This is a genomic window from Vibrio sp. 704 (genome assembly GCF_033339295.1).
Genome location: NZ_JAWOUH010000034.1, coordinates 1 through 25863 on the forward strand (window position 1 = coordinate 1; position 25863 = coordinate 25863).

Annotated in this window: 24 protein-coding genes; 9 read left to right on the forward strand and 15 right to left on the reverse strand. The window is 46.0% G+C overall.

Going from position 1 to position 25863, the window contains the following annotated elements; all coding sequences use genetic code 11:
- Positions 1 to 131: 131 nt before the first annotated feature.
- The 6 genes from arsJ to rhtB all read right to left on the reverse strand — a co-directional run bounded on the left by arsJ (position 132) and on the right by rhtB (position 5511).
- Positions 132 to 1349: an organoarsenical effux MFS transporter ArsJ gene (gene arsJ, locus R7R24_RS23705; protein WP_054579686.1), complete on the reverse strand. Its 1218-nt coding sequence runs from the start codon at positions 1347 to 1349 to the stop codon at positions 132 to 134.
- 254 nt (positions 1350 to 1603) lie between these two features.
- Entirely contained in the window at positions 1604 to 2098 is a 495-nt protein-coding gene (locus tag R7R24_RS23710; RefSeq protein WP_005383629.1) for a cyclin-dependent kinase inhibitor 3 family protein, read from the reverse strand.
- Between the two features lie 13 nt (positions 2099 to 2111).
- The gene (locus R7R24_RS23715) at positions 2112 to 3113 is read right to left on the reverse strand and encodes an ArsJ-associated glyceraldehyde-3-phosphate dehydrogenase (RefSeq protein WP_005383630.1); all 1002 of its coding nucleotides are present in this window, start codon (positions 3111 to 3113) and stop codon (positions 2112 to 2114) included.
- 42 nt (positions 3114 to 3155) lie between these two features.
- A complete protein-coding gene (locus R7R24_RS23720; RefSeq protein ID WP_054579687.1) occupies positions 3156 to 3491 on the reverse strand; it encodes a metalloregulator ArsR/SmtB family transcription factor in 336 nt (111 codons plus the stop codon).
- A 154-nt stretch (positions 3492 to 3645) separates the two neighbouring features.
- Positions 3646 to 4869, reverse strand: coding sequence for an EAL and HDOD domain-containing protein (locus tag R7R24_RS23725; protein WP_005378731.1), 1224 nt, complete (start codon positions 4867 to 4869; stop codon positions 3646 to 3648).
- A gap of 24 nt (positions 4870 to 4893) precedes the next feature.
- Positions 4894 to 5511, reverse strand: a complete 618-nt coding sequence (rhtB, locus tag R7R24_RS23730) for a homoserine/homoserine lactone efflux protein (RefSeq protein ID WP_054579688.1) — start codon at positions 5509 to 5511, stop codon at positions 4894 to 4896.
- Between the two features lie 65 nt (positions 5512 to 5576).
- Here rhtB and R7R24_RS23735 point away from each other — a divergent pair, with 65 nt between their 5' ends.
- The gene (locus R7R24_RS23735) at positions 5577 to 6587 is read left to right on the forward strand and encodes an alpha/beta fold hydrolase (protein ID WP_054579689.1); all 1011 of its coding nucleotides are present in this window, start codon (positions 5577 to 5579) and stop codon (positions 6585 to 6587) included.
- Positions 6588 to 6831: 244 nt separating this feature from the next.
- Positions 6832 to 7656 (forward strand): Cof-type HAD-IIB family hydrolase, encoded by an 825-nt coding sequence (locus R7R24_RS23740; protein ID WP_054579690.1) that lies wholly within the window; start codon positions 6832 to 6834, stop codon positions 7654 to 7656.
- Between the two features lie 50 nt (positions 7657 to 7706).
- Here the strand turns inward: R7R24_RS23740 and R7R24_RS23745 are convergent, their stop codons facing one another.
- On the reverse strand, positions 7707 to 8177 hold the full coding sequence (locus tag R7R24_RS23745) for an EVE domain-containing protein (RefSeq protein WP_005378735.1): 471 nt from the start codon (positions 8175 to 8177) through the stop codon (positions 7707 to 7709).
- 47 nt (positions 8178 to 8224) lie between these two features.
- Between R7R24_RS23745 and R7R24_RS23750 the strand changes: the two genes are divergently transcribed.
- Complete coding sequence (locus tag R7R24_RS23750) at positions 8225 to 9775, forward strand: COG3650 family protein (protein WP_206947101.1); 1551 nt, start codon at positions 8225 to 8227, stop codon at positions 9773 to 9775.
- On the forward strand, positions 9775 to 10371 hold the full coding sequence (locus R7R24_RS23755; RefSeq protein WP_031780839.1) for a tRNA-uridine aminocarboxypropyltransferase: 597 nt from the start codon (positions 9775 to 9777) through the stop codon (positions 10369 to 10371). Before R7R24_RS23750 ends, R7R24_RS23755 begins: the two co-directional genes overlap by 1 nt.
- A gap of 83 nt (positions 10372 to 10454) precedes the next feature.
- On the opposite strand, the gene R7R24_RS23760 is transcribed toward R7R24_RS23755, so the two are convergent.
- The 7 genes from R7R24_RS23760 to lptM all read right to left on the reverse strand — a co-directional run bounded on the left by R7R24_RS23760 (position 10455) and on the right by lptM (position 17700).
- Positions 10455 to 12941 (reverse strand): EAL domain-containing protein, encoded by a 2487-nt coding sequence (locus tag R7R24_RS23760; protein WP_005383644.1) that lies wholly within the window; start codon positions 12939 to 12941, stop codon positions 10455 to 10457.
- A 138-nt stretch (positions 12942 to 13079) separates the two neighbouring features.
- Entirely contained in the window at positions 13080 to 13796 is a 717-nt protein-coding gene (gene yigB / locus R7R24_RS23765) for a 5-amino-6-(5-phospho-D-ribitylamino)uracil phosphatase YigB (protein WP_054579694.1), read from the reverse strand.
- Positions 13797 to 13804: 8 nt separating this feature from the next.
- Positions 13805 to 14737 carry a tyrosine recombinase XerC gene (gene xerC, locus R7R24_RS23770; RefSeq protein WP_054579693.1) on the reverse strand — a complete coding sequence of 311 codons (933 nt, stop codon included), beginning with the start codon at positions 14735 to 14737 and terminating at the stop codon, positions 13805 to 13807.
- Complete coding sequence (locus R7R24_RS23775) at positions 14703 to 15434, reverse strand: DUF484 family protein (RefSeq protein WP_191116407.1); 732 nt, start codon at positions 15432 to 15434, stop codon at positions 14703 to 14705. The genes xerC and R7R24_RS23775 overlap by 35 nt, the downstream gene beginning before the upstream one ends.
- Entirely contained in the window at positions 15428 to 16258 is an 831-nt protein-coding gene (gene dapF, locus R7R24_RS23780) for a diaminopimelate epimerase (RefSeq protein ID WP_005378744.1), read from the reverse strand. Before dapF ends, R7R24_RS23775 begins: the two co-directional genes overlap by 7 nt.
- 10 nt (positions 16259 to 16268) lie before the next feature.
- Positions 16269 to 17522: a diaminopimelate decarboxylase gene (gene lysA / locus R7R24_RS23785; protein WP_033907276.1), complete on the reverse strand. Its 1254-nt coding sequence runs from the start codon at positions 17520 to 17522 to the stop codon at positions 16269 to 16271.
- A 61-nt stretch (positions 17523 to 17583) separates the two neighbouring features.
- Positions 17584 to 17700, reverse strand: coding sequence for an LPS translocon maturation chaperone LptM (gene lptM / locus R7R24_RS31000; protein ID WP_005378746.1), 117 nt, complete (start codon positions 17698 to 17700; stop codon positions 17584 to 17586).
- A gap of 74 nt (positions 17701 to 17774) precedes the next feature.
- On the opposite strand from lptM, the gene cyaY reads away from it, so the two are divergent.
- Positions 17775 to 18089: an iron donor protein CyaY gene (gene cyaY / locus R7R24_RS23795; RefSeq protein WP_005378747.1), complete on the forward strand. Its 315-nt coding sequence runs from the start codon at positions 17775 to 17777 to the stop codon at positions 18087 to 18089.
- Between the two features lie 69 nt (positions 18090 to 18158).
- Here the strand turns inward: cyaY and R7R24_RS23800 are convergent, their stop codons facing one another.
- Positions 18159 to 20687: a class I adenylate cyclase gene (locus R7R24_RS23800; protein WP_053350817.1), complete on the reverse strand. Its 2529-nt coding sequence runs from the start codon at positions 20685 to 20687 to the stop codon at positions 18159 to 18161.
- Between the two features lie 346 nt (positions 20688 to 21033).
- Between R7R24_RS23800 and hemC the strand changes: the two genes are divergently transcribed.
- The 4 genes from hemC to R7R24_RS23820 are packed head-to-tail and all read left to right on the forward strand — an operon-like array spanning position 21034 to position 25113.
- Positions 21034 to 21972 carry a hydroxymethylbilane synthase gene (hemC, locus tag R7R24_RS23805; protein ID WP_005383388.1) on the forward strand — a complete coding sequence of 313 codons (939 nt, stop codon included), beginning with the start codon at positions 21034 to 21036 and terminating at the stop codon, positions 21970 to 21972.
- A 2-nt stretch (positions 21973 to 21974) separates the two neighbouring features.
- Positions 21975 to 22703 (forward strand): uroporphyrinogen-III synthase, encoded by a 729-nt coding sequence (locus R7R24_RS23810; RefSeq protein WP_005383386.1) that lies wholly within the window; start codon positions 21975 to 21977, stop codon positions 22701 to 22703.
- 17 nt (positions 22704 to 22720) lie between these two features.
- Positions 22721 to 23932, forward strand: a complete 1212-nt coding sequence (locus R7R24_RS23815; RefSeq protein WP_005378751.1) for a uroporphyrinogen-III C-methyltransferase — start codon at positions 22721 to 22723, stop codon at positions 23930 to 23932.
- Complete coding sequence (locus R7R24_RS23820) at positions 23932 to 25113, forward strand: heme biosynthesis protein HemY (RefSeq protein WP_005383375.1); 1182 nt, start codon at positions 23932 to 23934, stop codon at positions 25111 to 25113. Before R7R24_RS23815 ends, R7R24_RS23820 begins: the two co-directional genes overlap by 1 nt.
- Positions 25114 to 25863 lie beyond the last annotated feature (750 nt).

A 25863-nucleotide genomic window follows, 5' to 3' on the forward strand; every position in this document is an offset into this window, starting at 1 on the left:
TGAGTAGTTTTACAGGCAAAGCCGAAACGGATGATAACCACCTACTGAAGTAGGTGGTTTAGGGCTGAAAACAAAAATGGCTCCGATTTGGAGCCATTTATACCATCTACAGATAGCGATACTGGGGATAGTTACGCAGTAGCAACATCAGCTTTTGGCAACTTAATTGAAATCAGCGTCGTCAGTGCCAAGAAAGCAAAAGAAACCCATAAGCACGCCGCAAGACCAGCCTCTTGGTAGATCCAACCCGATAATACCGTGCCAATCAAACGTCCCATCGCATTGGCCATGTAGTAAAAACCGACATCCAACGAGACGCCATCGCCTTTAGCGTAGCTCACTATCAAGTACGAGTGCAGCGAAGAGTTAATGGCAAACACAGCGCCAAAAATCATCAAACCTACCACAATCACCAATTCAGGCTGCCAACCGATTTGCACACCATAAGCAATACCAGCCGTAATTAACGCTAGGATTCCTGCCCACACCAATGCTGCACTACCATCAGGCACACGACCTTGCGCTTTGCCAGTAATACGCGGCGCAAAGCCTTGCACAAACCCATAAGCAATAACCCACGCTGCGAGAAAGCTACCAACCCACAAGTGATCCCAGCCAAACACGCTACCAAGATAAATAGGCAGAGCGACCACAAACCACACATCACGCGCCCCAAACAAGAACATGCGAGCTGCGGATAAAATGTTTATCGATTCAGACTTGGAGAATATTTGGCGAAACTTAGGTTTACTCTTTGCTTTACCCATGTCCGCTTCTAGCCAGATCATGCTGCAAATAAACACTAATGTAAGTACACCCGCCATAATAAACATCGAGTTTTGAAAACCCACCCAAGACAGCAGCAAGCCACCAACAAAAAAGCCCGCTCCTTTGAGTGCATTCTTCGAGCCAGTCAAAATCGCTACCCATTTGTAGAGCGCCCCTTGCTGCTCGTCTGGTACTAGCGTTTTAATCGCGCTCTTAGCACTCATTTTGTTCAGATCTTTGGCAATCCCCGACAGAGCTTGCGCTGCCATCACCCAAGGAATGGTCAGCCATGCATTTGGTACTGCGAGCATCAACAACGCAAACACTTGCATCGCTAAACCAATGTTCATGGTTTTATTAAGGCCTAACCTTGCGCCCAGCCAACCACCAACTAGGTTTGTCACCACACCAAAAAATTCATAGAAAAGGAACAGTGAGGCAATAGCTAACGTGGAATAACCTAAGTCATGAAAATAGAGCACCACCAGCATACGCAGTGCGCCATCGGTCACCGTAAAGTTCCAATAGTTAAACGTCACTAACATGTACTGACGAATACTTTTGCTTAATTGAGAAATCATATTGACCTCATATGTACAGCGATAGAAGTATTTAGATCATCATGTTCTAAATACTTCCTAACCTGTACAGCAACATTGACCAATACAATGTTGCTGTGATTTTCAAAAAATGCCCCAACATCAATAAAAAGAAAAATTCACTTTAAAAACAATACATTAGTTAATGTTAGTGGCATTTTTTGTAAACAGTCGTATCCTGAAGAAGCTCGAATTTAGCTTTTGGATCATAATGAACCAAAAGCTATTTAAGCTGATCAAGCGTCTTGAGCCACGCGTTCGATGTACTCAACTTGCACAGGTTTTGTAAATGCACCAGGGCGCAATGCCTGCACTTCTCGCACGATATCTTCTAACTGCCATTCCTTTTCTAGGAGTAGGTGAGCAGCGAACAAACCTGTGCGCCCCGAACCACCCATACAATGCATCGCAACTTTGCCACCTTGAGCAAGAATCGCGTGCAGTTCCGGACTGGCTTGTTGCCACTTCGTCGCAAATTCTTCATTTGGTGCGCAGTCGTCTTCAATCTCGATCTGGAACCATTTCATACCCAGTTGCTGAGTGGCTTCACCCAATGCAGAGACATTCTTCGCAGCTAATTCACTATCATCTAATGCAGTAACGACCGCTTGAACACCCTGCTCTTTCAACTGTTCTAACGACGCATGCAAATCGACACCTTTCGTTCCTGGGCACGGTGTTAAGATTAAAGCACCGGAGTCCAAATCTAATTGCCATGTAGGATGAGACATTGTGACCCCCTTTTTAAGCCAAACCAACGTTACGAACCAGCTCTGCTGTGCGCGTTGCATAACCCATTTCGTTATCGTACCAAGCGTAAATCTTAACCATACGAGAACCCACAACCATGGTTGATTGCGCATCAACGATGGTTGAACGTTGGTCGCCTTTATAATCGATAGAAACTAAAGGACGCTCTTCGAAGCCAAGGATGCCTTTCAAATCACCTTCAGATGCTTCTTTTAACAGTGCATTCACTTCTTCTGCTGTGGTATCACGCTTCACATCAAAAATGATGTCTGTTAACGATGCGTTTGCTAGAGGTACGCGAACCGCATGACCATTAATTTTGTCTTTTAATTCTGGGAAAATTTCGACAATCGCCTTCGCGCTACCCGTCGTGGTCGGGATAAGGCTCATGCCGCATGCTCTTGCACGGCGTAGATCTTTGTGTGGCGCATCCAAAATAGTTTGCGTATTCGTCAGGTCGTGAATGGTCGTAAAAGAAGATTGTTCGATACCCAATTTCTCATGAATGACTTTAACCACAGGTGCGATACAGTTAGTCGTACACGAAGCTGCTGTCACGATACGATGTTTTTCAGGGTCGAAAATATGGTCGTTCACGCCCACCACAATGTTCGCAATACCTTCTTCTTTCACAGGTGCGCTTACCACGACACGTTTCACGCCTTGCTCTAGGTATTTGTTTAGGAATGATGTTTTGCGATGTACGCCTGTCGCTTCAATCACAACATCACAATCAGACCAGTTCACCGCATCGATATCGCGTTGTTGAGTCGTGGCGACACGCTTGCCGTTGATGACGAGCTCACTGCCTTCGACCTGAACTCCATGATGCCAACGACCTTGCACTGAATCGAATTCTAATAAGTGACCAAGCGTAGCGGCGTCACCTGCGACATCGTTGATTAACACAAACTCCAATTCTGGCCAATCAAATGCCGCTCGCAGCGCTAAGCGACCAATTCGGCCAAAGCCATTAATTCCTACTTTAATTGTCATAGTTTTACCCTCTAATCTTCTACCTTGAATCTCTATTCGCTGTTAACAGCAAGCCTCACGACTTTTATCGTGTAAGCGTGTGATGTCGTCTTGGTATTCCTGCTTCAAACAGTTTGATGCCACTAAGTCTTCAATTAACTTTCGCATCCAACCTGGTAATTGCTGTGATAACTCGTAATACACCCATTGTCCTTGGCGTTTATCCACCAAGATGCCACTGGATCGTAAATGAGCAAGATGACGAGAAACTTTCGGCTGGCTCTCTTGTAGAGCAAACGCCAAATCACCAACGCAAGTTTCACCTTCACGGGCCACGAGCATTAAACAACGTACGCGTGTTTCATCGGATAACAGCTTAAAAAACTGATGTGGAAGCATAATAAACATACCTATATATGGATATGCGTATATGTTTATTTAATTAAGATATATCGTCAAGAGGAAACCGTCCATCGTCATAAAAGTTTCACATCTAACGAACAGCTTGATTGTAAAGAGAGAGATTCAAAGAGATAAAAGATAAGACAAGAAATTATGCAGTCGCGATGCTTTGACTCCAGCGAGCCGCTTCACCTAAGGAGAGCTTCACTTCCTCTAAAGGCAACCCCAATTGCATCGTGATTTTTTCAACCCCTGACCAATCGGCACGCTCGTAGCACTCTTCGAGGGAAATAAGTGCACCATAAACCCCTTTGCGATGTAATAGCGCTTGTTGTACTGAATGACTAAGCGGTAACTGCCTAACTAAAGATTCCACCGAAAGATCCAGCAGCGCATCTAGAATCGACAGCAAACCAACCATGAAACCTTGCTCGTTGAGGTGAGAGAATGGCTGATAGCGCGACATCAATTGGCAAAATTGAGCTCGTTGCAATGAAAGGTGATACAGCTCTCGAGGCTTGTTACTGGAGATATACGATGCCACAACCAAAGAGACAAACTGCTTAAGGTTATCCTGGCCAAGATAAATCAATGCCTGACGAAAAGAGCTGATTTCGACAGCCAAATTCGGCGCTTGCGTATTTACAAAACGCAATAATTTATATGACAACGCGACATCTTGCGTAATGATGGACTCGATACGAGTAAAGTCAGGCTCAGGAGCACAAACTTCACGAAACAGTTGCAATGCCAACACTTGCTCAGGACTGACGTATTTAGTCTGCGAGACGAGTGGCTTGCTAAAAAAATAACCTTGGAAAAATTTAAAGCCAGCCGCTTTCGCTTGCTCAAACTCTTCTGCGGTTTCAACACGTTCTGCTAAAAAGTGGTATTTGACGCGTTTGGCCAGGTGTGTTTTGACCAGTTCACAGGCCTTTTCGAGCCCCATCGCCATAATGTCGAGCTTCACAATATGCACATATGGCAAAAAACGACGCCATTCTGGTGTTAGGGTGAAGTCATCCAAAGCGATCAAGTAACCTTCTCGATAAAACTCACGAATCGCATCAAGAAGCTCATCCGTAGGTTGGCACGTTTCCAACACTTCGATGACAATTTTGTTTTTCGGCAAACTGCGCGGCAAACGTCGCACCAAGCTTTGATGAGGAAAGTTAATAAAGCATCTTGAAGAGGCAATCACTGGGTTAGTACCCAGTGATAGGAAGTTTTCGACGATCAGTCGGTATGTCGCTCGATTTGAATCAATATGTGAAGGGTATGCGTTACTCTCCCCGTCTCGAAACAACAATTCATAACCCAGCGTCTGTCTTTTTCGGTTAAAGATCGGCTGGCGAGCGACATACGTTGTATTCATGCTAAAGAAGGACCTATAAATGGCTTATGACTTTGCAGCTGCTAATAATGCACCACAACCCATGAACATTGAACCGAATACTTTGTTTATTTTTCCCATGATTTTATCGGAGCGAATAAAGCGTCCCATTTGTGCTGCCAAGATCGTGTAACCCAACATTACACACGCATCAATCACGACCGTAGTGACGCCAAGCACCAACAGTTGCGTGATTTGGTCTTTTGCCGGGTCAATAAACTGCGGGAACAACGCCACCAGAAAAACAATCGATTTAGGGTTGGTGAGGTTAATCAACACTGCCTTGTACAACAGCGCCGTGCCTGACATCTCGTTGTGGTTTTCAGCTGCGACTAAGCTTGATGTGTCGCGCCATTTCTGAACCCCCAGCCAAACCAGATAAGCGGCACCAACCCATTTAATGACAGAAAATGCGGTTGCTGACTGCGCGACAAGCGCACCAATACCCGCCCCCACCAGCGCGATGTGGATAACTAAACCAATTTGTAAGCCAATAATGGCACCCAGTGATTTACGGGTACCGTAACTCAAACCATTACTGATTGAGTTCACCGTGCCAGAGCCCGGAGCCAAACTAAAAACGATTGCTGTTACTACATAAGCTAACCAGACATGGGTATCCATTGCATTTCCTCACTAATTCTTCGATGATACATCGCGTAAACAACGTATCTTCAGGTAATCAACTAATGGCGACTAACCATTCACCTTTGACTTATACTCAAGAGACATTATTTGAGCAAGCAATTGGTGGTCCGATCGCAGCACTTTGGCAAACTCGCCAAGAGGGCTTTGTTAAAGGGACTGAGAAAAAGAACATTTACTGGTGCAAGCTAACCAACCCAGAGCATAAAAAAGCCGTGCTCATCGTAAATGGACGCATTGAGTCTTCCTGGAAATACCAAGAGCTGTTTTACGATCTCTACCGCCAAGGTTTCGATGTCTATTCCTTTGACCACCGCGGTCAAGGTTTATCAGATCGTTTATTATCTGACTCAGATATGGGTCACGTCTATGACTTTACTGATTATATTGATGATATGGACATCGTCGTAAAAAAACACGACCTTAGCGAATATCAACAATGCTTCATCATCGCGCACTCTATGGGCGGCGCGATCGCCACACGTTACCTGCAAACTCACCCAGAACACCCTTTTACTGGTTTGATTCTAAGTGCGCCCATGTTTGGCATTAACCTGCCATGGTACCTATCACCAATAGCGATTCCGGTCACACAAATTATGTCAGCGGTATCGACTTTGCCACGCTATGCACCAGGACATCAGGCCTACTTCCCTAAGCCCTTTGAAGATAACCCACTTAGCCAAAGTTACGGCCGCTACCAATGGTTCCGAAACCTATATACGGAAAAACCGGAACTGCAAGTCGGTGGGCCAAGCACTCGCTGGGTTTGGCAAGGGCTCATGGCCGCTAAGCAGTGCTTTTTATTAACTCGCCAAGTCAAAATACCAGTAATCCTAATCCAAGCCGGAAACGATCGGATTGTTAGCAACCTCGCGCAAAAGCGTTTTATTGATAAATTGCGGAAAACCAACCCGCACGCGGAGCTGCTTTCCATCGAAGGCGCACAGCATGAAATCTTATTCGAGACCGACAAGTATCGTAATCAAGCGCTCGATGCGATTTTCCGCTTTATGAATGACCCTAAATCGTCATCAAACGAACAAGCACAATAAGAACTCTAGGCGACCATTTCACGACTAAGATTAAAGAGGAAATGTCTACACATCGATTTACCCTCTTTTTCATCCTCATTTTGGCGTACACTGCTTGAACTTGGCTACTTTGACACTGTGTTTAACCGCATAGTGCTACGGGCCCAAGTTCCCCCGCATTCGGAGCAGTACGATCTAGTCAGTCTGCTGTACTCCGTTTGCAATTCACCTGTTCCACACTATCCAAACCGTTTACGAGGACTTCATGAGCACATCGCTACCTTGCAAAGAGATCACCAAAATCGTTGCCTCTGATCTGGATGGCACGTTACTCGCACCAAACCATCAGCTCAGTGCTTACTCAAAAGAGACGCTAAAAGCGCTGCATGAAAAGGGTTATACCTTTGTCTTTGCAACCGGCCGTCACCACGTAGACGTTGCGAGCATCCGTCGCCAAGTTGGCATTCCAGCTTATATGATCACGTCGAATGGTGCCCGAGTGCATGACCAGGAAGATCAGCTAATGTACAGCGAGAATGTCCCTGCGGAACTGGTACAAGGCGTGATCGACACGATCAAACATGATCAAGAAATACTTATTCACATGTATCAAAATGATAGCTGGTTGATGAACAAGGATGATGAAACGTTACGTGACTTCCACGATGAATTCACTTACGTCTTATTTGATGAAGACCACGCCCCAACTGACGGTATTGCGAAAGTTTTCTTTACTCATCCAGGAGAAGACCACGAACGTTTGGTTGTATTTGAAAACAAACTACGTGAGCAGTTTGGTGATCAGCTGAACATCGCATTTTCAACGCCTTGGTGTTTGGAAGTAATGAGCGCTGGCGTGTCTAAAGGTCATGCTCTTGAAGCGGTAGCGAAAAAACTCGACCTCACGTTAGAAAACTGCGTAGCATTTGGTGATGGCATGAATGACGTAGAAATGCTGTCGATGGCAGGTAAAGGGCTAGTTATGGGTACATCACACGAAAAAGTGATGAAAGCTCTACCAAATAATGAAGTAATTGGCAGCAATGCAGAAGATGCGGTTGCACACTACCTACAAGAACACTTGCTGTAAGCTTCAATACTCCAAATAATGAAGGGCTGCACATTCGCAGCCCTTCTCTTTTATCGCTGACTTGGCAGCTTCTCTTTGCCAAGAATCGCGTCCCATTCTTCTTCTGTCACGGGCATAATCGACAAGCGATTTCCACGTTTCACCAACGGCATGTTCTCAAGTTCTGGCATCGCTTTCATCACCGACAACGGAATCACTCGCGCCGTTTTACGTACAAACTCGACATCCACCATAATCCAACGCGGGTTGTCTGGGTCTGACTTTGGATCGTAATAATCGCTTTCGGGATCGAATTGGAAATGATCGGGATAGGCTTCTCTCACAACTTTAGCAATACCTGCCACGCCAACATGTTTACAAGAAGAGTGGTAAATCAGGACTAAATCGCCCACCTTCACTTGGTCACGCATCATATTGCGCGCCTGATAATTACGAACTCCCTCCCAACATGAAACCTTTTGGGTTCGAAGCGTGTCAATAGAAAAGGTATCTGGTTCAGTTTTAAATAACCAATATGCCATAATGCCATCCGATGCCGATTGAGTAACAATAATGAGGAAGATATAACATGAAGGCTTTGAAAAACCCAGTGGCGCTTACCACCCTGCTGGTTCTGCAAGCATGTAGTTCACAGTCGCCACAATCTGGTGCCGCTGACCTAACCTCTCCACCAGCAACCTTAGATAAGCCTGAAACCATTCAACCTCAAACTTTTATGCTGCGCGGAAAAGTGATCGTCGGTCACGAGAGCCAATACATCATGCCTTGCGGCAGCGACAAGCAATATTGGTTGCAACTATCACCACAACAAATGCAACGAGCAATTCAGTTAAATAACGAGCCTTACCAGACTATGTATGGCGAGGTTATCGGCCACCTCAACCCACCGGGCATCGATGGGTTTTCTGCTGATTTCGATGCTAACTTTGTCGTGGAACAAGTGAACTTCCTCACAACGGAAAATCCAAACCGTTGTCAGCAACCAAACAAACCAACTCGCGTGTTTGGTAATGAGCCTTCTTGGTCGGCAAGCTTTGAGGCTAATGGACTAACATTCCAGCAAATCGGCAAACAAACCACAAAATTAGCGATTAAAAGCAGTCAGCTTCAACCTCGCCAGCGCACTTATCAACTACAAGATGGTGAGCTTCGCTTAACAGAAAACCTCTGCTCAGACACAATGAGCGATTCTTTGTATGGCTGGAAAGCAACACTAAAACATGATGGCGAGACGTATCAAGGTTGTGGTATGGCTGCAAACGTCGATGCAACGCTTGGCTGGGCTAATACCTATGTCGCGACCTCAACTCAATCACAAGGTTTTGAAGTACAAATGACCTTAAACCCAGACCATAGCGCCACAACAAAATACCGTTACGCCAATGGACAAGCACCATTAATCGAGCGTGGTTACTGGCAACAGTTAAGTCCGTCTCAGGTTCAAGTTGTCATGACGCATCATCAACAGCAAAGGCTAATGTCAGAGCGACTGTTTACTCGAGAAGGCAATCAGCTCAAAGCGACCAAAGAAAAAGTCGGTAACTTGGTATACCCAATCGCCGATGGTGGTTTAGTCCTTTATCCTGCCACCGTTCGTGATGAAGGCATCATGCAACCAGCCGAAAAACGCACCAACAACCCCATCGGTAGTGCTGACGTCCCTTCTAGTGCAGAGTTTGATTCAAAAGTAGATGCCGCGGTGCGCAACTACTTCTTTATCCATCAAACCAACCCCAACAATAACCAATACCGTTGGCTAACTTACGACCTCAACAGCGATGGTAACGAAGAGCTATTGGTACAGTTGGATTGGTGTGGTTCCGGAGGCTGTACATTGCTGATATTTGAACATCACGAAAAGGAATGGCGATTTAATAGCCGCATTACACTAGTGCAAAGCCCGATTATGCTCGGCCAACAAACCTCTCATGGTTGGCGAGATCTGATTTTTAATGTCAGCGGTGGCGGAGCTAAAGCGGCTCAACACGTGATGCAATACACTGGGGTTAGCTACCCACTCAACCCAAGCATGGCGCCAACGGCAACGCCGAACCAAGTCAGTGGCGTGCGTCTGTTCTCTGATGGGATAAGCCCGGTGCGAGAAGGAGTTCGTCTTTAATGTCTCAACCGTGTCCAACCTGCGGTTTTCAATTCAATTGTATGTGCTCGCTAATGCCGAAACTTAACAGTGAGCACAACATCCTGCTGTTAATGCATCCGAATGAACTGAAGCGTGATACTAATACCGGCCAGCTACTAGAGCAGTGCCAACTCAGCATTGAGCGAGTAATCTGGGATCGTAAACAGCCACCAGCAGAATTGCTCACTCTATTAGCTGATCCATCGCGGTATCCGGTGTTGCTCTTCCCCTGTGAAGAAAGTATCACACTCGAACATGTGGTACTCCAAAGCCAGCAACAAACCAAAACTCCGCTGTTTATTATTTTAGATGCCACCTGGCAAGAGGCGCGCAAGATGATCAATAAGAGCCGTTGGTTAGAAGGTATCCCTACTATGGGATTGTCTGCGTCGGCGGACTCACAATATCAGCTGCGACGCAACCAACAACAAGGTAATTTGTGTACGTTTGAAGTCGCTGCACATTTGCTCGGGCAACTTGGAGAACAAAACAACCAACAACAAATGCAGCGCTTTTTTGCCCATTACCTCGCTCTGTTCCAAGCTGAAAAGAGTGGACACGCTCTTAAGCGTTAACCATTAAGCTCAGTAGAAGAACCAAACAAAAAACGCAGCCTACGCTGCGTTTTTTACGACAAGAAGTTTCACGTGAAACATCATTAAAACAGTCGAGTCGGCTCGCCAAGATAGTAACCCTGCAAATAATCCACCCCCATGTCTTGTGCAATGGTACACACCTCCTGATTGTGGACAAACTCCGCCACCGTCTCCGCGTTAAACACCTGGCACAAACGCACCAACTGGGAAGCGATCTTGCGCTGTTTTAAGTCTTTATCAATATCACGAATCAAGCTGCCATCGAGCTTTATGACTTCTGGCTCCAACTTCAGGATTTCATCGATATTCGAATAGCCGGACCCAAAGTCATCAACAATGATACGCGCCCCTAAGCTTCTAAAATGACTGCACACTTCTATCATTCGGCCGTAGTCTTTGATCTGCTCAGATTCCAGCACTTCTAAACCAATTCGCCTTGGGTCATTTAGCTGGCTAATTTCATGCTCTAAAAGCATTAAAGTTTTATCACTGAGCAAATCTTGCGGCGATAAGTTTATAGAAAAGTCACCTTGCTTATCTCGCATATAATGCAACGTAGAATGAATCATGTGCCGACTTAGTCGAGTGTAAAGATGCGTATCAGAGATAATTGGCAGAAAACGCCCTGGCGCAATCACCGTTCCATCGGCTTCCAGAATACGAACCAAACATTCTTGGCTTGCCAATTTGTGGCTACCCGCATGCACAATAGGTTGGCTATAAGTGATGATATTCTGTTTGAGAATGGCTCTACTGACGCAACTTAGCCATCCAAGTTGCTCTTTACGCACATCCTCACTGACTTCAATATCTTTCGCATTACAGATATGGGTATTACTGCGTACACCAGAGCGTCTCGCTTCGATGCCTTTGAGTAAGAGCTCATCCACTGAAGCGGATGGAAAATCTCGACGACTCACTAAGCCGCCGCATAGCGAGATAGAAAGATAATCTATTTCACGTAGGCCAATTGGCTCAAAATTAGTTTGTTCTACCGCATCAGCAAAACGCGTAAAGTGCTGTTTGATGGTTTCGCTGCTTTGGTCAGCTTTAAATATGAACGCCCACTCACCAACCCCAATACTATAAAGCTGCAAAGCCGTTGGCATGCCGAAACGCTTTCGTAGTCGATTCGTAAAGTGCATTGAGAGATCTTTGAGTAATTGATCTCCCACTCGGTAGCCGTATTTTTCGTTGATATGACTAAAGTTAAGTAGCTTTAGAGTCAACAAATGCTCATCCAAATCGATGTTACTCAGCCGCTCTTGCAATGCGACCCGGTTTTGTAACCCCGTACGACTGTCGCGTCGATAGCTTTCTTGTAACTTGCGCGTTTGGCGATCGAGTTGATATCCCATATGCGCGTTCATATGGTTGAGATCGCCGATCGCATTTCGAATCAAGCTAAACAACGGTGAAATAGAGGAGCTAACGGGCGACTTAGGCAAGTTCAATGTTTGCACTTCGTCTCCTTCTCGCATCGCTAAATACGTCAGGCTGTGATGAAGAATTTCGGGCTGACCAATACCACCATGCAGTTCCCCCATACAGTAACTACCAAACGTCGTCGCAATATCTTTGAAGGCTTGGACTTCGTCGCTGCTGTCAATAAAGTCTAACCGTGACGCGCAGTTAAAAATCATCACGACTTCAGGTTGGTGCATGGCTAACTCAACCACACCATGCCGCACTTGCTCGAGCGTTAACGAGGGATGGTTATAGCAAAATTGCACTTCGTCACCAAGACACCAGGGCCTGTCGAAGCTCATACTGCCATCAGCGTGTAGCTCCGTTACCGTACAAACTTCCTTTCGCCCTAAGCTTTCTCGATATAAAGGAAAGCTGAGCAGTTGACTCAGCGTCACGTCATGGCCATCCGCCAAGTAACGCTTGTATACGTCCAGCGCTTTCTTCTCACCTAAACAATACAAGCGCGTTCCTTTTGCATGAGTGACTTTGTGTGGCATGCCAATCGGGTTCCACTCCGAATACGCATCAGTCCATAGCTTCAAAGTATCACTGTGCAAAGCTACGGCAACCACAGCGTTATCGTAAACTCGGTTTTGATATAGCACCCAGCAGCCATCGTCAATACTCTGCGCCAACCCTCCAGAAATCACTACTTCTTCACTGGCGAAGGTTTGAAACAAGGGATAGTCACGTCGTTCAATTTGCACAGCAAAGCTGAGGATCACCTGTGAATTATGCTGCATTAGAAGAGAGCGCTTGAGCTCCCCGCCATCAATGTCAGGGGAGTAAGAGTATGTTTGTACCGCAGAAGTCAGCGTGGTTTGCTCAAATTCAATCACACTCACTAGGCAACCAGAGGTAAATATCTCCCCTTCCAGAATCACATTACGCGTACTATGCCCCATAACATGAGCATTCGGCAGCGACGACAAAACGGCGTCTGCAAGTGTGGTCGTAATTTCGCGCGATTGCGTCGACAATATTTGTACTAAATATTGTTTATCTGAGGAAGTCGGAAAAGTGACTAAAAAGTCATTCAGTTGACTGACATCGTGAACCAGTTTTGAAAAAGCTCGCATGGACCTACCACTGCCGTAACACTATCTTCACCACGACGTGTGGCGTTACTATTTTTATTTAATAGAGAATAATTTACGTGGCTTTGCGCTGCTTTTCTAGACACAAAATGAGATTAGAATGGATTAATGCGAAAGCAATTAAAAAAGTGTGAGTAACGGCTGCAAACTATTGATTTCAATATCAGGTAAAGTACGTGTTTTTGAATGGTTAATGACATTTTTATTCATATCATTAAACCAACAGGCTGCAAAACCAGCCAACTTTGCACCATGCACATCCGTGGTTAGGTGATCACCGACATGCAGAATATTCTCCGCAGGAATATCCAAGAATCGCTTCGCTTTAGTAAACATATCGGTTGCGGGTTTCGCTAATCCATCTGGTCCTGCTTTAAGTACCTGTTGGAAATAAGGCGTAAGACCGATGCGGTCTAAATTCACATTACCGTTGGTGATTGCCACCAACGGGATGCGCTGCGCGAGTTCCTCCAGTACATCGAGGCTTTGCTGCGGCACTTCAAAACGATTACGCCAGTCCAATGCAACGTCTACTGCGGCTTTCGCGGCGGCATGTGCTGCGTCTTCGTCGTAGCCTACTTGGGAGAAAGCTTGCTGAAGTTGCACTAAACGCCATAAAGTGACATCGCTCTTCAGCTCGGGTTGTTGCTGCACAACTCGCTGTTTGAGAGCAAACCAATCCGCTTTGTTCATATGAGCAACCGCTGGATGATGGTGCTTGAGCCAAGATAGCAACTCACGCTCCATGCGAACGATCACAGGATAGTTGTCATAGAGGGTATCATCTAGGTCAAAGGTCATTGCCTTAATAGGCTCGATACGGCGATAAAATTTCATACTTCGGCTCACTCCCCGTTCTTTTTGCGTGCGCGTGGGTGGGCTTGGTCGTAAGCTTGCGCCAAATGTTGGAAATCCAAGTGCGTGTAGATTTGGGTCGTCGAAATGTTCTCGTGCCCTAAAAGCTCCTGCACCGCACGTAAGTTATTGCTTGATTCGAGCATATGTGTCGCAAATGAGTGACGCAATTTATGCGGACTAATATGGCTTGCGACAGACTGTTTCTGCCCCCATTCAGCCATGCGCTTTTGCACGCTACGATGCGAAATACGCGTTCCGAGCTTAGATACAAACAAGGCGGGCTCACCTGGAGCGGCTAAATCACCACGAACGCGTAACCACTTCCCGACCCACTCGGTTGCCATCCCAGAGAACGGCACTTTACGTTCTTTATCGCCTTTACCAATAACACGAAGCTCACCACCACGCAGTTGTACGTCACGTACATCCACACCCACCAGTTCAGCCAAACGTAAGCCGGCGCCATACATCAGCTCCATCATGGCGCGATCGCGCACAGCCAACGGGTCGTCCTCGTTGACTTCAAGTAATTGGCTCACTTCGTCAACATCGAGGTTTTTGGGCAACGGGCGTTTTTTGCGAGGTGCTGAAACCCCTTTGGCTGGGTTAGCCGACATCTCGCCACGCAGAATAAGGAAATCGAAAAAGCTACGCAGCGATGAGAGTCGCGTTGCCAAACTGCTGGCTTTCATGCCTTCTCGCATGCCCTTACCTGCTAATTGGCGCACCCAACCAGCATCCACTTGAGACCAATCTTTGAGCCCCATTTCAGCTAAGTGCTGCGCCATAGTTTCTAGCTGCTGTTTGTAATTGCGCTGAGTATGTAGGCTAAGCCCCTTTTCGCTTCGTAAGAATTCATAGAAGCGCTCAAGAGGCTTTTGCAGACTATTTGGCAGAGGAGTGTTGGGAGTTGTCGTCATCGTAACTTTGCCATACCAGTGTTTGAGCGAGATGTGCCACTACTAATGATAGGTGACGCAAAAACAAGGTATCCATATCTGGCTGAAAATGGCCGCCATCTTCACTAGAAAAAGCAAGCACGCCCAGTGTTTGCTGTTTCACGAGCGGCAGTACCACATAGGAACCCATTTCCGGCACTTCCATGTTGCCAAACAAAGCTTCACGATCCACTTTGCGAAGACGCCCTAAGTACGCATCTTTGCCATTTAGGTGAGTGGTCGCAAAGCGTTGATAACTTTCCTTACTCAATTGAATCGATGCGTCGCATTGACTAAACAATCGAACAAACGCACGTAAGCCCAGTGCTTTGGCTTTCTCTTCGATAGAATGAATGACTTGTTTAAAGTCACCACACTTTAGAATCTGCCCCTGCAAATCCATAAATTCGTAAAAGGTGCGATCATTGTTCGCCGCAAGCGACATTAGTGCAGTGATCTCTTCCTCTAACTCTTCAATGCGCTGACGTTGGCGATTCATTTGGATGTGTACCAAAGATACCGCGCCTAAGTCTGAGTGTGGGAAAGATAAACGATCCACAAGCTCCGGACGTTGCACAAAAAAGTCTGGATGATCTTTGAGGTACTCGGCCACTACTTCAGCCGTTAAGGCATCTGCTTCTACTTGAGACAAACCGTTTCCTTTTTCTTCAACTAGCAAGATAATTGACCATCAAATACATGCGTTGTAGGACCGGTCATAAACAACGGCTTGCCAGGACCTTGCCATGCAATTCGCAATTCACCACCAGGTAGAGAAACCTTAACGTTTTCATCCAACAAGCCCTGCAGAATCCCAACCGCGACTGCCGCGCATGCACCACTACCACAAGCTTGTGTCTCTCCTGCGCCTCGCTCGTAAACTCGAAGACGAATATGGTCACGACTCATCACCTGCATAAAGCCAGCGTTGACGCGCTCTGGGAAACGCTCATGCGACTCAAGCAGCGGACCGAGAGTTTCCACTTCTGCCGTATCCACATCGTCGACCACGGTCACTACGTGCGGGTTACCCATGCTCACAGCACCACAAAACAAGGTATTGTCGCCTGCTCGCATGATGTAAGTTTTCTCTTTTTGCTTCGCTTTGAAAGGAATTTTGTTCGGTTCAAACTCTGGCACGCCCATGTTGACCGTCACTTCCCCATCATCTTCGATGTTGAGAATCATCTTTCCTTTCTTGGTGCTCACGCTGATGCTGTATTTATTGGTCAGCCCCTTCAAGCGAACAAAGCGGGCAAAACAGCGTGCACCGTTACCACACTGTTCAACTTCACTACCATCGGCATTAAAAATCCGATAATGGAAGTCGGTTTCAGGGTCGTAAGGGGCCTCTACCACAAGCAATTGGTCAAAACCAACGCCAGTATGACGATCCGCCAAGCGGCGGATCAGGTCTTGCGAGAAAAACACGTTCTGGGTAATACAGTCGACGACCATGAAGTCGTTGCCCAAACCGTGCATTTTGGAAAAGTGGAAATGCATTTGTTGTGTGTTACTCCGGTAGAATCTGTTCCAGCTGCCACAAACTGGTCAGCTCCTCACGCTGGCGAACTAAGTGGCTTTGTTTACCGTCCACCATCACTTCTGCCGCTCGGGTACGAGTATTGTAGTTCGAAGACATCACAAAACCATAGGCACCTGCTGAACGAACCGCGAGTAGATCACCTTCTTGCAAAACGAGTGCGCGATCTTTACCCAAGAAGTCGCCGGTTTCACAAATAGGACCAACCAAGTCGTAAGTCTGAGCTTCACCCTTTCGCGGTGAAACTGGCACAATATCTTGCCATGCTTGGTATAGCGCAGGACGCATCAAGTCGTTCATTGCAGCGTCGATAATCGCAAAGTTTTTATGCTCAGTATGTTTTAAAAACTCAACACGCGTTAGCAAGATACCTGCGTTCGCAGCAATTGCACGGCCTGGCTCAAAGATCAGCTCCAAGTCTTGGTGATTTTCAAGACGGCCTAGTAACGCTTTGGCGTAATCAGAAGGCTGAGGTGGTAATTCATCACGATAGACCACACCCAAACCGCCGCCGACATCAAGGTGACGAATGTTAATGCCTTGTGCTTTTAAATCATCAATCAGAGCTAATAAACGGTCTGTCGCGTCGATAAATGGGTCTATATTGGTCAGCTGAGAACCAATGTGGCAGTCGATGCCTTGCACATTCAAGTTCGGCAGGCTTTGCGCGAATTTATAAACATCTGGCGCACGATCAAACGCAATGCCGAATTTATTGTCGCGAAGACCAGTCGAAATGTAAGGGTGTGTTTTCGCGTCGACATCTGGATTGATACGCAGAGAAATTGGTGCAATCACACCAAGCTCACCCGCAACCTTGTTCAAACGTTCTAGCTCTGGCTCAGATTCAACGTTGAAACATTTGATACCTAGCTCAAGAGCGCGCTTCATCTCTGCCGATGTTTTACCAACACCAGAGAAAACGACTTTTTTCGGATCACCGCCTGCGGCAATCACACGCTCAAGTTCACCACCCGACACGATGTCAAAACCCGATCCCAAACGCGCTAGCGTGTTCAATACGCCTAAGTTTGAGTTGGCTTTCACCGCGTAGCAAACCAGGTGAGGATGCTGACCCACAGCACTATCAAACGCCTTCCAATGGCGCTCTAGCGTGGCTCGAGAATATACATAAAGAGGAGTGCCATATTGCTCTGCAAGAGCTTGAAGTGGGACGTCTTCGGCCCAAAGCTGGCCATCATCCTGATAGTTGAAGTAATCCAAAATTCGCTTCCCTTATTTTATTCGACTGCTGAACCCTAATTTCACCCTAAGGTGCGGTTATTTATTGTGATTGCTCATTCTGTTGAGTGTCATCTGGAATGTATAGTGAGCCAGACTGACCACACCCCGCTAAGGTCGCGGCAACCATCACAAACAACACAGTAACTAATTTTTTCATTTCGCATATCGTGATTATTGAATCAATGCCCCCTATAATCGCACCACACTCAGGAAAAGCAATAGGATAGACGGATGAACGATACTGAATTTCATCAACTGGTGGATGCGCAGATGCAAATCATCGAAGAATCCATCGATGATTCAGGCGCAGACATTGATTACGAAGTCACTGGCAACGTAATGACATTGGAATTTGAAGACCGCAGCCAAATCATCATTAATCGCCAAGAGCCGATGCATGAGATCTGGCTAGCGTCCAAATCTGGTGGTTTCCACTTCAAGCTTATTGAAGGTAAATGGACCTGCTCAAAAACGGGTATGGAGCTATTTGAAATGGTGAAGAAAGAGTGTGAAAAGCACGCAGGCGAAGCCATTGATTGGGCATAATTCTGGTCAATCGTCACCAAAACAAAAAGAGCACCGAAGTGCTCTTTTTGTTTATTGATACGGGTTTAATTACGCGTTCACAGTTTTGGTCGGGCGACTCGGTGAACAACCGTCATTACGGTAAGGAATGATATACGCATTCCCCTCTTCAGGGTGAATAATTTGATAGTACTGAGGCAGGTTAAAATTAATAAACTTCGACGCGACGCGACTATCGTCTTTTACCGACGTGTAGAAACTGTTTACAGACGAAATCATTTCATCTTTGGAGCCACTAAATTGGTGATACACTTCTACTTGATTTGACTCATCCAACACATAAATATTGAAGCCATCTTCGTTATCTTCAAAGAAGAACTGCACCAGACCTTCACTGGCAAACCCATCCACCGCTTCCGGCATTTGATATTCTTGCTCACGATCGAGCATTAACAGCGGCGAGCCTTTGAGTTTGTTAGTGGAAATGCTGCGGTAGAAATCGATGGAATTTTCTAGCTTCTGCACCGACACACCACGACGTTCAAAGAACAACCCATAAGTCTGGTTACCAAGACGCATCGCTTTAAAGCGGCGACGTTTCTCTTGCTCTACTGGTTTCAAGCGTAAGTCGATACATTCAGCTAAAAGCTGGTAAACCATATTACGCATCACACCACGCATGTTCTTCGCATAGCAGAACACATCCACTGATTCTGGTGGCAACGCATCTTGGTGCATTTTGCCCAAAATGGTTTTCAGTGCATCCAGCATCGCCGTTTCCCCTTTGAAATGCAGCGTACGCACTTCATGCCAAGAATTACGGTAAACAAGGTCAACACTGCCGACTAAATTTTTATGTTCTGGACCAAAGCTAAAAATATCGGTGTTCTTAACATCCACTTTCAACGAACGACCAGAAAGTTCAGACGTCGGATCATTTTCAAAGTTGATGAACATCGCAAGCTGGCTTATTTCACAAGGACTCGCTAGCGCCTGCATAGATGGACGACGCTTACGCAACGCAAAAGTATTTCGTAAGTCACTCACCATTTGGTAAAACTTATCAATATCTAGCTGCGCTTCACGTACCACGGCATGTAAACGAGTCGATTCAGTAATCAAGCCATTGAAGAATGCCCAAGCAACCAACTTACTCAAGTATTCATGATGCTCTAGATATGGTTGCCCCAAAATGCGGTGCGCAATAAGTGGTTGTTTATAGAGGTACCAACCAGACTTGTTCACTCCCCCTTTTTTCACTTCGATAAAGCTCAAGTCAGGCTCGTGCAGATCAGGTGAAATCTGTGGGTTTAGTAACGTTACTTTGCCCGGCAATACTTCAAAAGCTGCGTAAAGTTTACGGGCCAAAATACTGATGTCTTGCGGACTGATAGCAGAAGTGATGTCGTTACGACGCGCAAATTGAATCAAGTTACGGTAGCTTTGCATCAACGCATCCAGCAATGCATGATGTACCACCTTTACTTGTTCAACCTTCCAATTACGGCGGTCATCGAGCTCTGCAACGACACTGGCATCCCAATTCCATTTTGCAATCATATCGCTCAGCGCTTCACGGCGCCAAGCTACTGAGCCAACATTCGGCTCACGAGATAATTTTTCATGGGTTTTGAGATAGAAACAGCGACGCACTAAATCCAAACGTGTATCGTCTTGAATTCGCTCTAAGTAACGGGTTACTTTTTCCAACATTAAGTAGTACGCATCCATGCCATAGAGATCAGGCTCATGGGCAAAGAAACGACGTTTAGTGTCGATGCTTAACAATTGAGTATGCGGGTATTCCCACGAGTAAGCTTCTAGCAAGATGGCTTTTAATACCGATTTGTAGGGAGAGTCGATGCTTTTGTATAACTGCCACAAGTTCGATCCGAAGTATTCTTCAGCAGGAATGCAGTTCAATTTACCAAAGTCGATCCATTCACTACAGTCGATGTAACCATCACTGCAAAGTTGAGAAACGTACTCGTCGTAACACTCTTCCATTTCTGGCGGCACGATTTGCCATAACAAACGCTGTCCGGCAATACGCACCGCACTACGATAGAATTCATCGAGCAAAAGTAAGTGCTGAGATGAACCACAGTTATCACCTGTCATCTCCTCAGAATGATTGCTTCTAAAGCGCTCTTTATCCATTAAGAAAAAGTTCGCTTCCACGCCTTTGCTTTGTGCCCAATCCGTGATGAGTAAGCATTTATTGGTCAATAACTCGCGTTCGTCACAATCCATCTCTGGTGAGATACACACCCAAATATCCAAATCACTGGAAGTACTTTGACCAATCGAGGAGGTACTGCCCATGGTGTACAAACCCAATATAGCGGGCTTTTCTACCGTCTTGAGCGGCTGACCAATGGCAAGTTGAATATCATCTATGAATTGTTGCTGAATGCTATTTAGTTCAAGCCCATGCACACCAAACGGGACATCGGCATCATAATAGCCAGGAATTACAGGATGGTTGTAGTTCAACAAGGCAGGAATCAAATGGAAGACTTGCTGGCTTTGCGAATCCATAAGCGCCAGCGCGCGATCAACTCGCTGCTGATTCAAATTATCTAGTCGCTGGATGATTTTTTGGGTGTAAGCCTGCAAGGGGAATTCCTTGGTTGAACAATCACGAAAATCTGCTGACGTTTTAAACCAAAATGGCTTAAAAACGTGATCAATTTAACACTTTTATTGGTGCGGGTAAAGCTTCACGCCCGCGTATCACTCTGGATACAAAACCATACTTTAGTCACAAAATTAATCGCGCGGTAGTGTCGCTCTTATTACCTATTACTAATAATAGTCCTTAGTCTAATTGAGAATCCAGTCACACTATTTTCATAACGTCATGTAATTCCATTCATAGCCTTCAGAGATAACGAACTAACAGTAAGCATTTCTTGATGAGAATGGTAGGATAAACCCAAATCCAAACAGCATTGAGAAGATCATGACACAATCCACACCGATTCGCATTGCAACTCGAAAAAGCCCTCTTGCTTTATGGCAAGCTTACTTTGTTAAAGACGCCCTTCAAGCCGCTCACCCTGGCTTGGAAGTCGAGTTAGTAACCATGGTGACCAAAGGTGACGTGATTCTAGATACACCACTAGCAAAAGTTGGCGGCAAAGGCTTGTTCGTAAAAGAGCTTGAAATCGCGATGCTAGAAGGACGTGCAGACCTCGCCGTTCACTCAATGAAAGACGTACCCGTCGATTTCCCAGAAGGCCTTGGCCTCGTGACCATTTGTGAGCGTGAAGATCCTCGTGATGCCTTCGTCTCTAATACCTATAGCCACATTGATGAGCTCCCTCAAGGTGCCGTGGTTGGTACTTGCAGTTTGCGCCGTCAATGCCAACTGAAAGAATATCGTCCGGACATCATCATCAAAGAGCTTCGCGGTAATGTGGGCACTCGCCTTGGTAAGTTAGATGCGGGTGAGTATGATGCAATCATTCTTGCTGCGGCTGGCCTCAAACGATTGAAGCTTGAAGAGCGCATTCGTAGCTTTATCGAACCAGAGCAATCACTACCAGCGGTAGGCCAAGGTGCTGTCGGTATTGAGTGCCGCCTTGACGATGAAAGACTGCTTAAGCTGCTTGAGCCACTTAACCACCAAGACACCGTAGACCGCGTTTTGTGTGAGCGCGCAATGAACCTTACGCTAGAAGGCGGCTGTCAGGTACCTATCGGCAGCTATGCCCTGCTAGACGGCGACAACATTTGGCTACGCGCATTAGTTGGCGAACCAGATGGCAGCGAAATTGTGCGTGGTGAAATTCGTGGCCATCGTAAAGATGGCGAAGCATTAGGAGTGCAGCTAGCCAATGAGCTGCTAGATAACGGCGCTCGTGAAATCCTAACTAAGCTGTACGCAGATCACGAATAACCATGGCAGTGTTGGTCACTCGGCCGGGAGAGCAAGGCAACGCGCTTTGCTCTCTGCTCGAAAGGCACGGCATTTCCGCATATCACCATCCTCTGATCGACATTGTCGCCGATCTCACGGACACGCACCTCTCTAAACATCTACATCAAGCTCAAATTGTTATCGCTGTTAGTCGACATGCAGTGCAATGTGCACAGCAAATCTTAGCCAGCAACGGGATGTCATGGCCGAAACAAGCTATTTACCTTGCCGTTGGTCAAAAAACAGCACACTATTTAAGCAAATGTACCCAACAGAAAGTACACTATCCCCAAGTCAGTGATAGTGAACACTTATTGCGACTGCCAGAGCTCAACAATGTGGCACAACAACAAGTTCTTATCCTTCGTGGTAACGGCGGAAGAGAGCTGATCAAAGATGCATTGGTGAGGCGTGGCGCAAAAGTTCACTATAGTGAGACTTACAAGAGAGAATTCATCCCATTCGATCCAGTAAGCTGTATCTCACTATGGAAAAACCTACAAATTAACCAGATTATTGTCACCAGTGGTGAACAACTGGATTATTTGTGCAGCCAATTGACGTCGGAGCAATTGACTTGGCTTAATCAACAAGAGTTGTATATCCCCAGTCAGCGTATCGCTGACATCGCAATTCAAAGGGGGTTCACTCGCGTGAGATGCACGGGAAGCGCATCCAACCAAGAATTACTGGCGGCTCTCCAGCCCTAGCTACACAGGATATAGGCATGACAAGTAAAAATAACGACCAAAAAAATAACGATAAAAACCTTTCCGAAGAAACCTCATCGGCACCGCTAGTCGAAAAAACCACATCGCAGCAGGATGCGGACCTTAAAAAAGAGCAACCACAAGCGGCCGAGCCCCCAAAAACAGCAGAGCCAACCAAAGTCGAGTTTGAAGAAAAACAAGGTAAACGCGGTGTCAAACTAGGCACGGTCGCTATCATCTTATCGATTATTTTTGGCGGTGGCCTCGCGTACAAGCTGCATCAACAGCAAGCCGATTACCAAGCGCAGATCGCCCAACTAAAAAGTCAGCTAGAAAGCACTCAAGCTTCCATGAAGCAAGAGCTCAGCCGGGTACAAGAAGAAACCATCGAGAAAGCAACAACCGTGACACACAAAGCGGAAGTGGTACTTGGACAGCAACAGAAGAGCATTGAAAGCTTACAGCTCGCCGTTGCCGATGTGAAAGGTCGTCGACCAAACGACTGGCTATTGGCGGAAGCCGATTACCTCGTCAAATTAGCCGGCCGTAAATTGTTCTTAGAGCACGATGTAGAAAGCGCGACTCAACTGATGGAAAGTGCAGACCAACGCATTGCAGCGCTGAATGACCCTAGTCTCGTCAAACTACGTAAAGCAATGGCAAACGATATCACCAAACTTCGCACTATCCCGCTAATTGACCGTGATGGATTGGTACTACGCTTAACTGCCCTGCAACAGCAAGTAGACAAGCTCCCTCTCGCCAATGCACTGCTACCTGAAGCTGAAGCCGTAGAAAACACTGAAGTGTCTGAAGATATCGCAAACTGGCAAGATAACTTAATGACCTCTTTGAAGGACTTTTCAGAAAACTTCATTACCTTCCGCACGCGCGATGGTAACGTCATTCCACTGCTTTCTCCTGAGCAACACTTTTACCTGAAAGAAAACATCAAAGCCAAATTGGAAACGGCAATAAAAGCGGTGTACCAAGAACAAGGTGAAATTTACACCACATCTCTAAAAACAGCCGACAAATGGGCATTAGCTTTCTTCAACCAAGACGATAATTCCGTTAAAGAGTTCAACAAAACGGTTAACCTGCTAAGTCAGCAAAATATTCAAGTGGAATACCCAACAAAACTGCAAAGTCAGTCTCAACTATCAGATGTCATCCGTGAACGCCTACGTCGTGAAGTCACAACGATGACAGGCATGGAGGATAAGTAATGTTTCGTCTTATTTTCCTATTTGTTGTACTAGGCGCAGGACTATTTGTTGGCACCCAGTTTTCTGGTCAGCAAGGCTATGTACTCATCTCCATTGCCGAGAAAACGATCGAGATGAGCGTAACGACATTAGTGGTTTTCGTTATCGCAGCACTCGCAGGTCTTTTTCTGCTTGAGTACCTGATTAAGAAGTTAGTTTATGCTAGTTCTACAACATGGAACTACTTCAGTGTTCGCAAAATGCGCCATTCCCGCCGATACACCAATGAAGGCATTATTAAACTTCTAGAAGGTGACTGGAAAGGTGCTGAGAAAAAAGTAACTCGCTGGGCAAATCATCACGATATGCCGCTGCTTTGCTACTTAGTTGCCTCTGAAGCCGCACAAGGTCAAGGTGATAAAGCAAAACGAGATCACTATCTAGAGCTAGCGAGCCAACAAGAGAACGCCCATCTCGCAGTAGAGCTGACTCGAGCGAAACAATTTATCCGCGACAACGAGTTCGAGTCCGCTTTCGATACCTTGCAATCGTTAAAAAGTCAGTATGCGAGTAACTCTATTGTATTGAACTTGCTGAAAACAACGTACATGCAGCTAAAGTTGTGGCAACCTCTTATTGACCTCTTGCCACAACTAACCAAAGCAAAACTCATCTCGGACGAAGAACATGCAGAGCTGATTCAAAAGGCGCAGTGCGGCTTACTCCATGAAGTAGCGCAGCAACAGGGTAGCGAAGGGCTAATCTCCCATTGGAATAGCCTCTCACGTAAAGTGAAACAAGACACACACCTCGTTGCCTGTTTTGCTCGAGAACTCATCACACGAAAAGCTGATGCAGAAGCCTTTACCGTGCTAAAAGAAGCATTAAAAAAACAACCAGCCCCAGAGCTTTATCAACTACTGCCAGATCTAAATCTGCCAGATACCCACCCTGTCGTGGTCTTCTTAGAGGGAGTAGTGAAGAAAGAACCGGATAACGCCGCTGCCCATAGCGCATTAGCGCACTTCTATTTCCGTCAAGAGAAGTGGCAAGAAGCCCAGGATCACTTTGAGATCGCCTTAAAGCTTCGCTCTGACGTCTCTGACTATGCATTCCTAGCAGACACACTAGAGAAGCAAAATCTAACCAAAGCTGCTCACGAAGTCTCTCGTAAAGCTCTCACGCTCGTACAGAATGACTAACTTAAGATGACCTAACCAAGCCGACAGCTTACCTGTCGGCTTTTTTATTGCCTGCTATTAACCCTTTAGTCCTTACATCAATATGTTTATCAAATTCATTGGTTCCCAAGTAATTTCCAACTTCCTAGCAACTCACTATCGTTTCACTTTCACTCTTCTCTTTTGACTACTCTGATCCTGTCATTCCAGCAGAATCCAAAACAATTTTAAAAGATGCAGGAATACGTAACTTTAGCCTGTTGATGTATGGTTTTAAGACGTAGCTAGATTTAGGCAATAGAGCACACGCATCGCTAGACTGAGCAAAACAAAAAGATACATCAGTGAAACAGTGGCTATTTGAGTATGCTTATTTGTTCGGTCTATCCAGTAAAAGGGGCTAGAGAAGCAATGGTAGTGCTTTAAGAGAACGATAAGGCAATAGATGGTTCAACACCTTAACAAAGCATCTCCAACAACCTTATCGGGACAGCATGCAGTGATGAGGATGAACAGCTTTAGAGGCAACTGCACTTCTTAGCAAAAATCAAAACGTCACAACCAAGACCGATACCAATATTACTTTGTCGAAAAGTAGATCGCATATGGAATTGATTTTTGGCAAGCACAGATAGAGTAATAAAGATGTGCGGAAATGAAAAAAGCCTCGCTATTTCTAGCGAGGCTTCTTAATAGTGGCGGAGAGATAGGGATTTGAACCCTAGATACGCTATTAACGTATGCCGGTTTTCAAGACCGGTGCTTTCAACC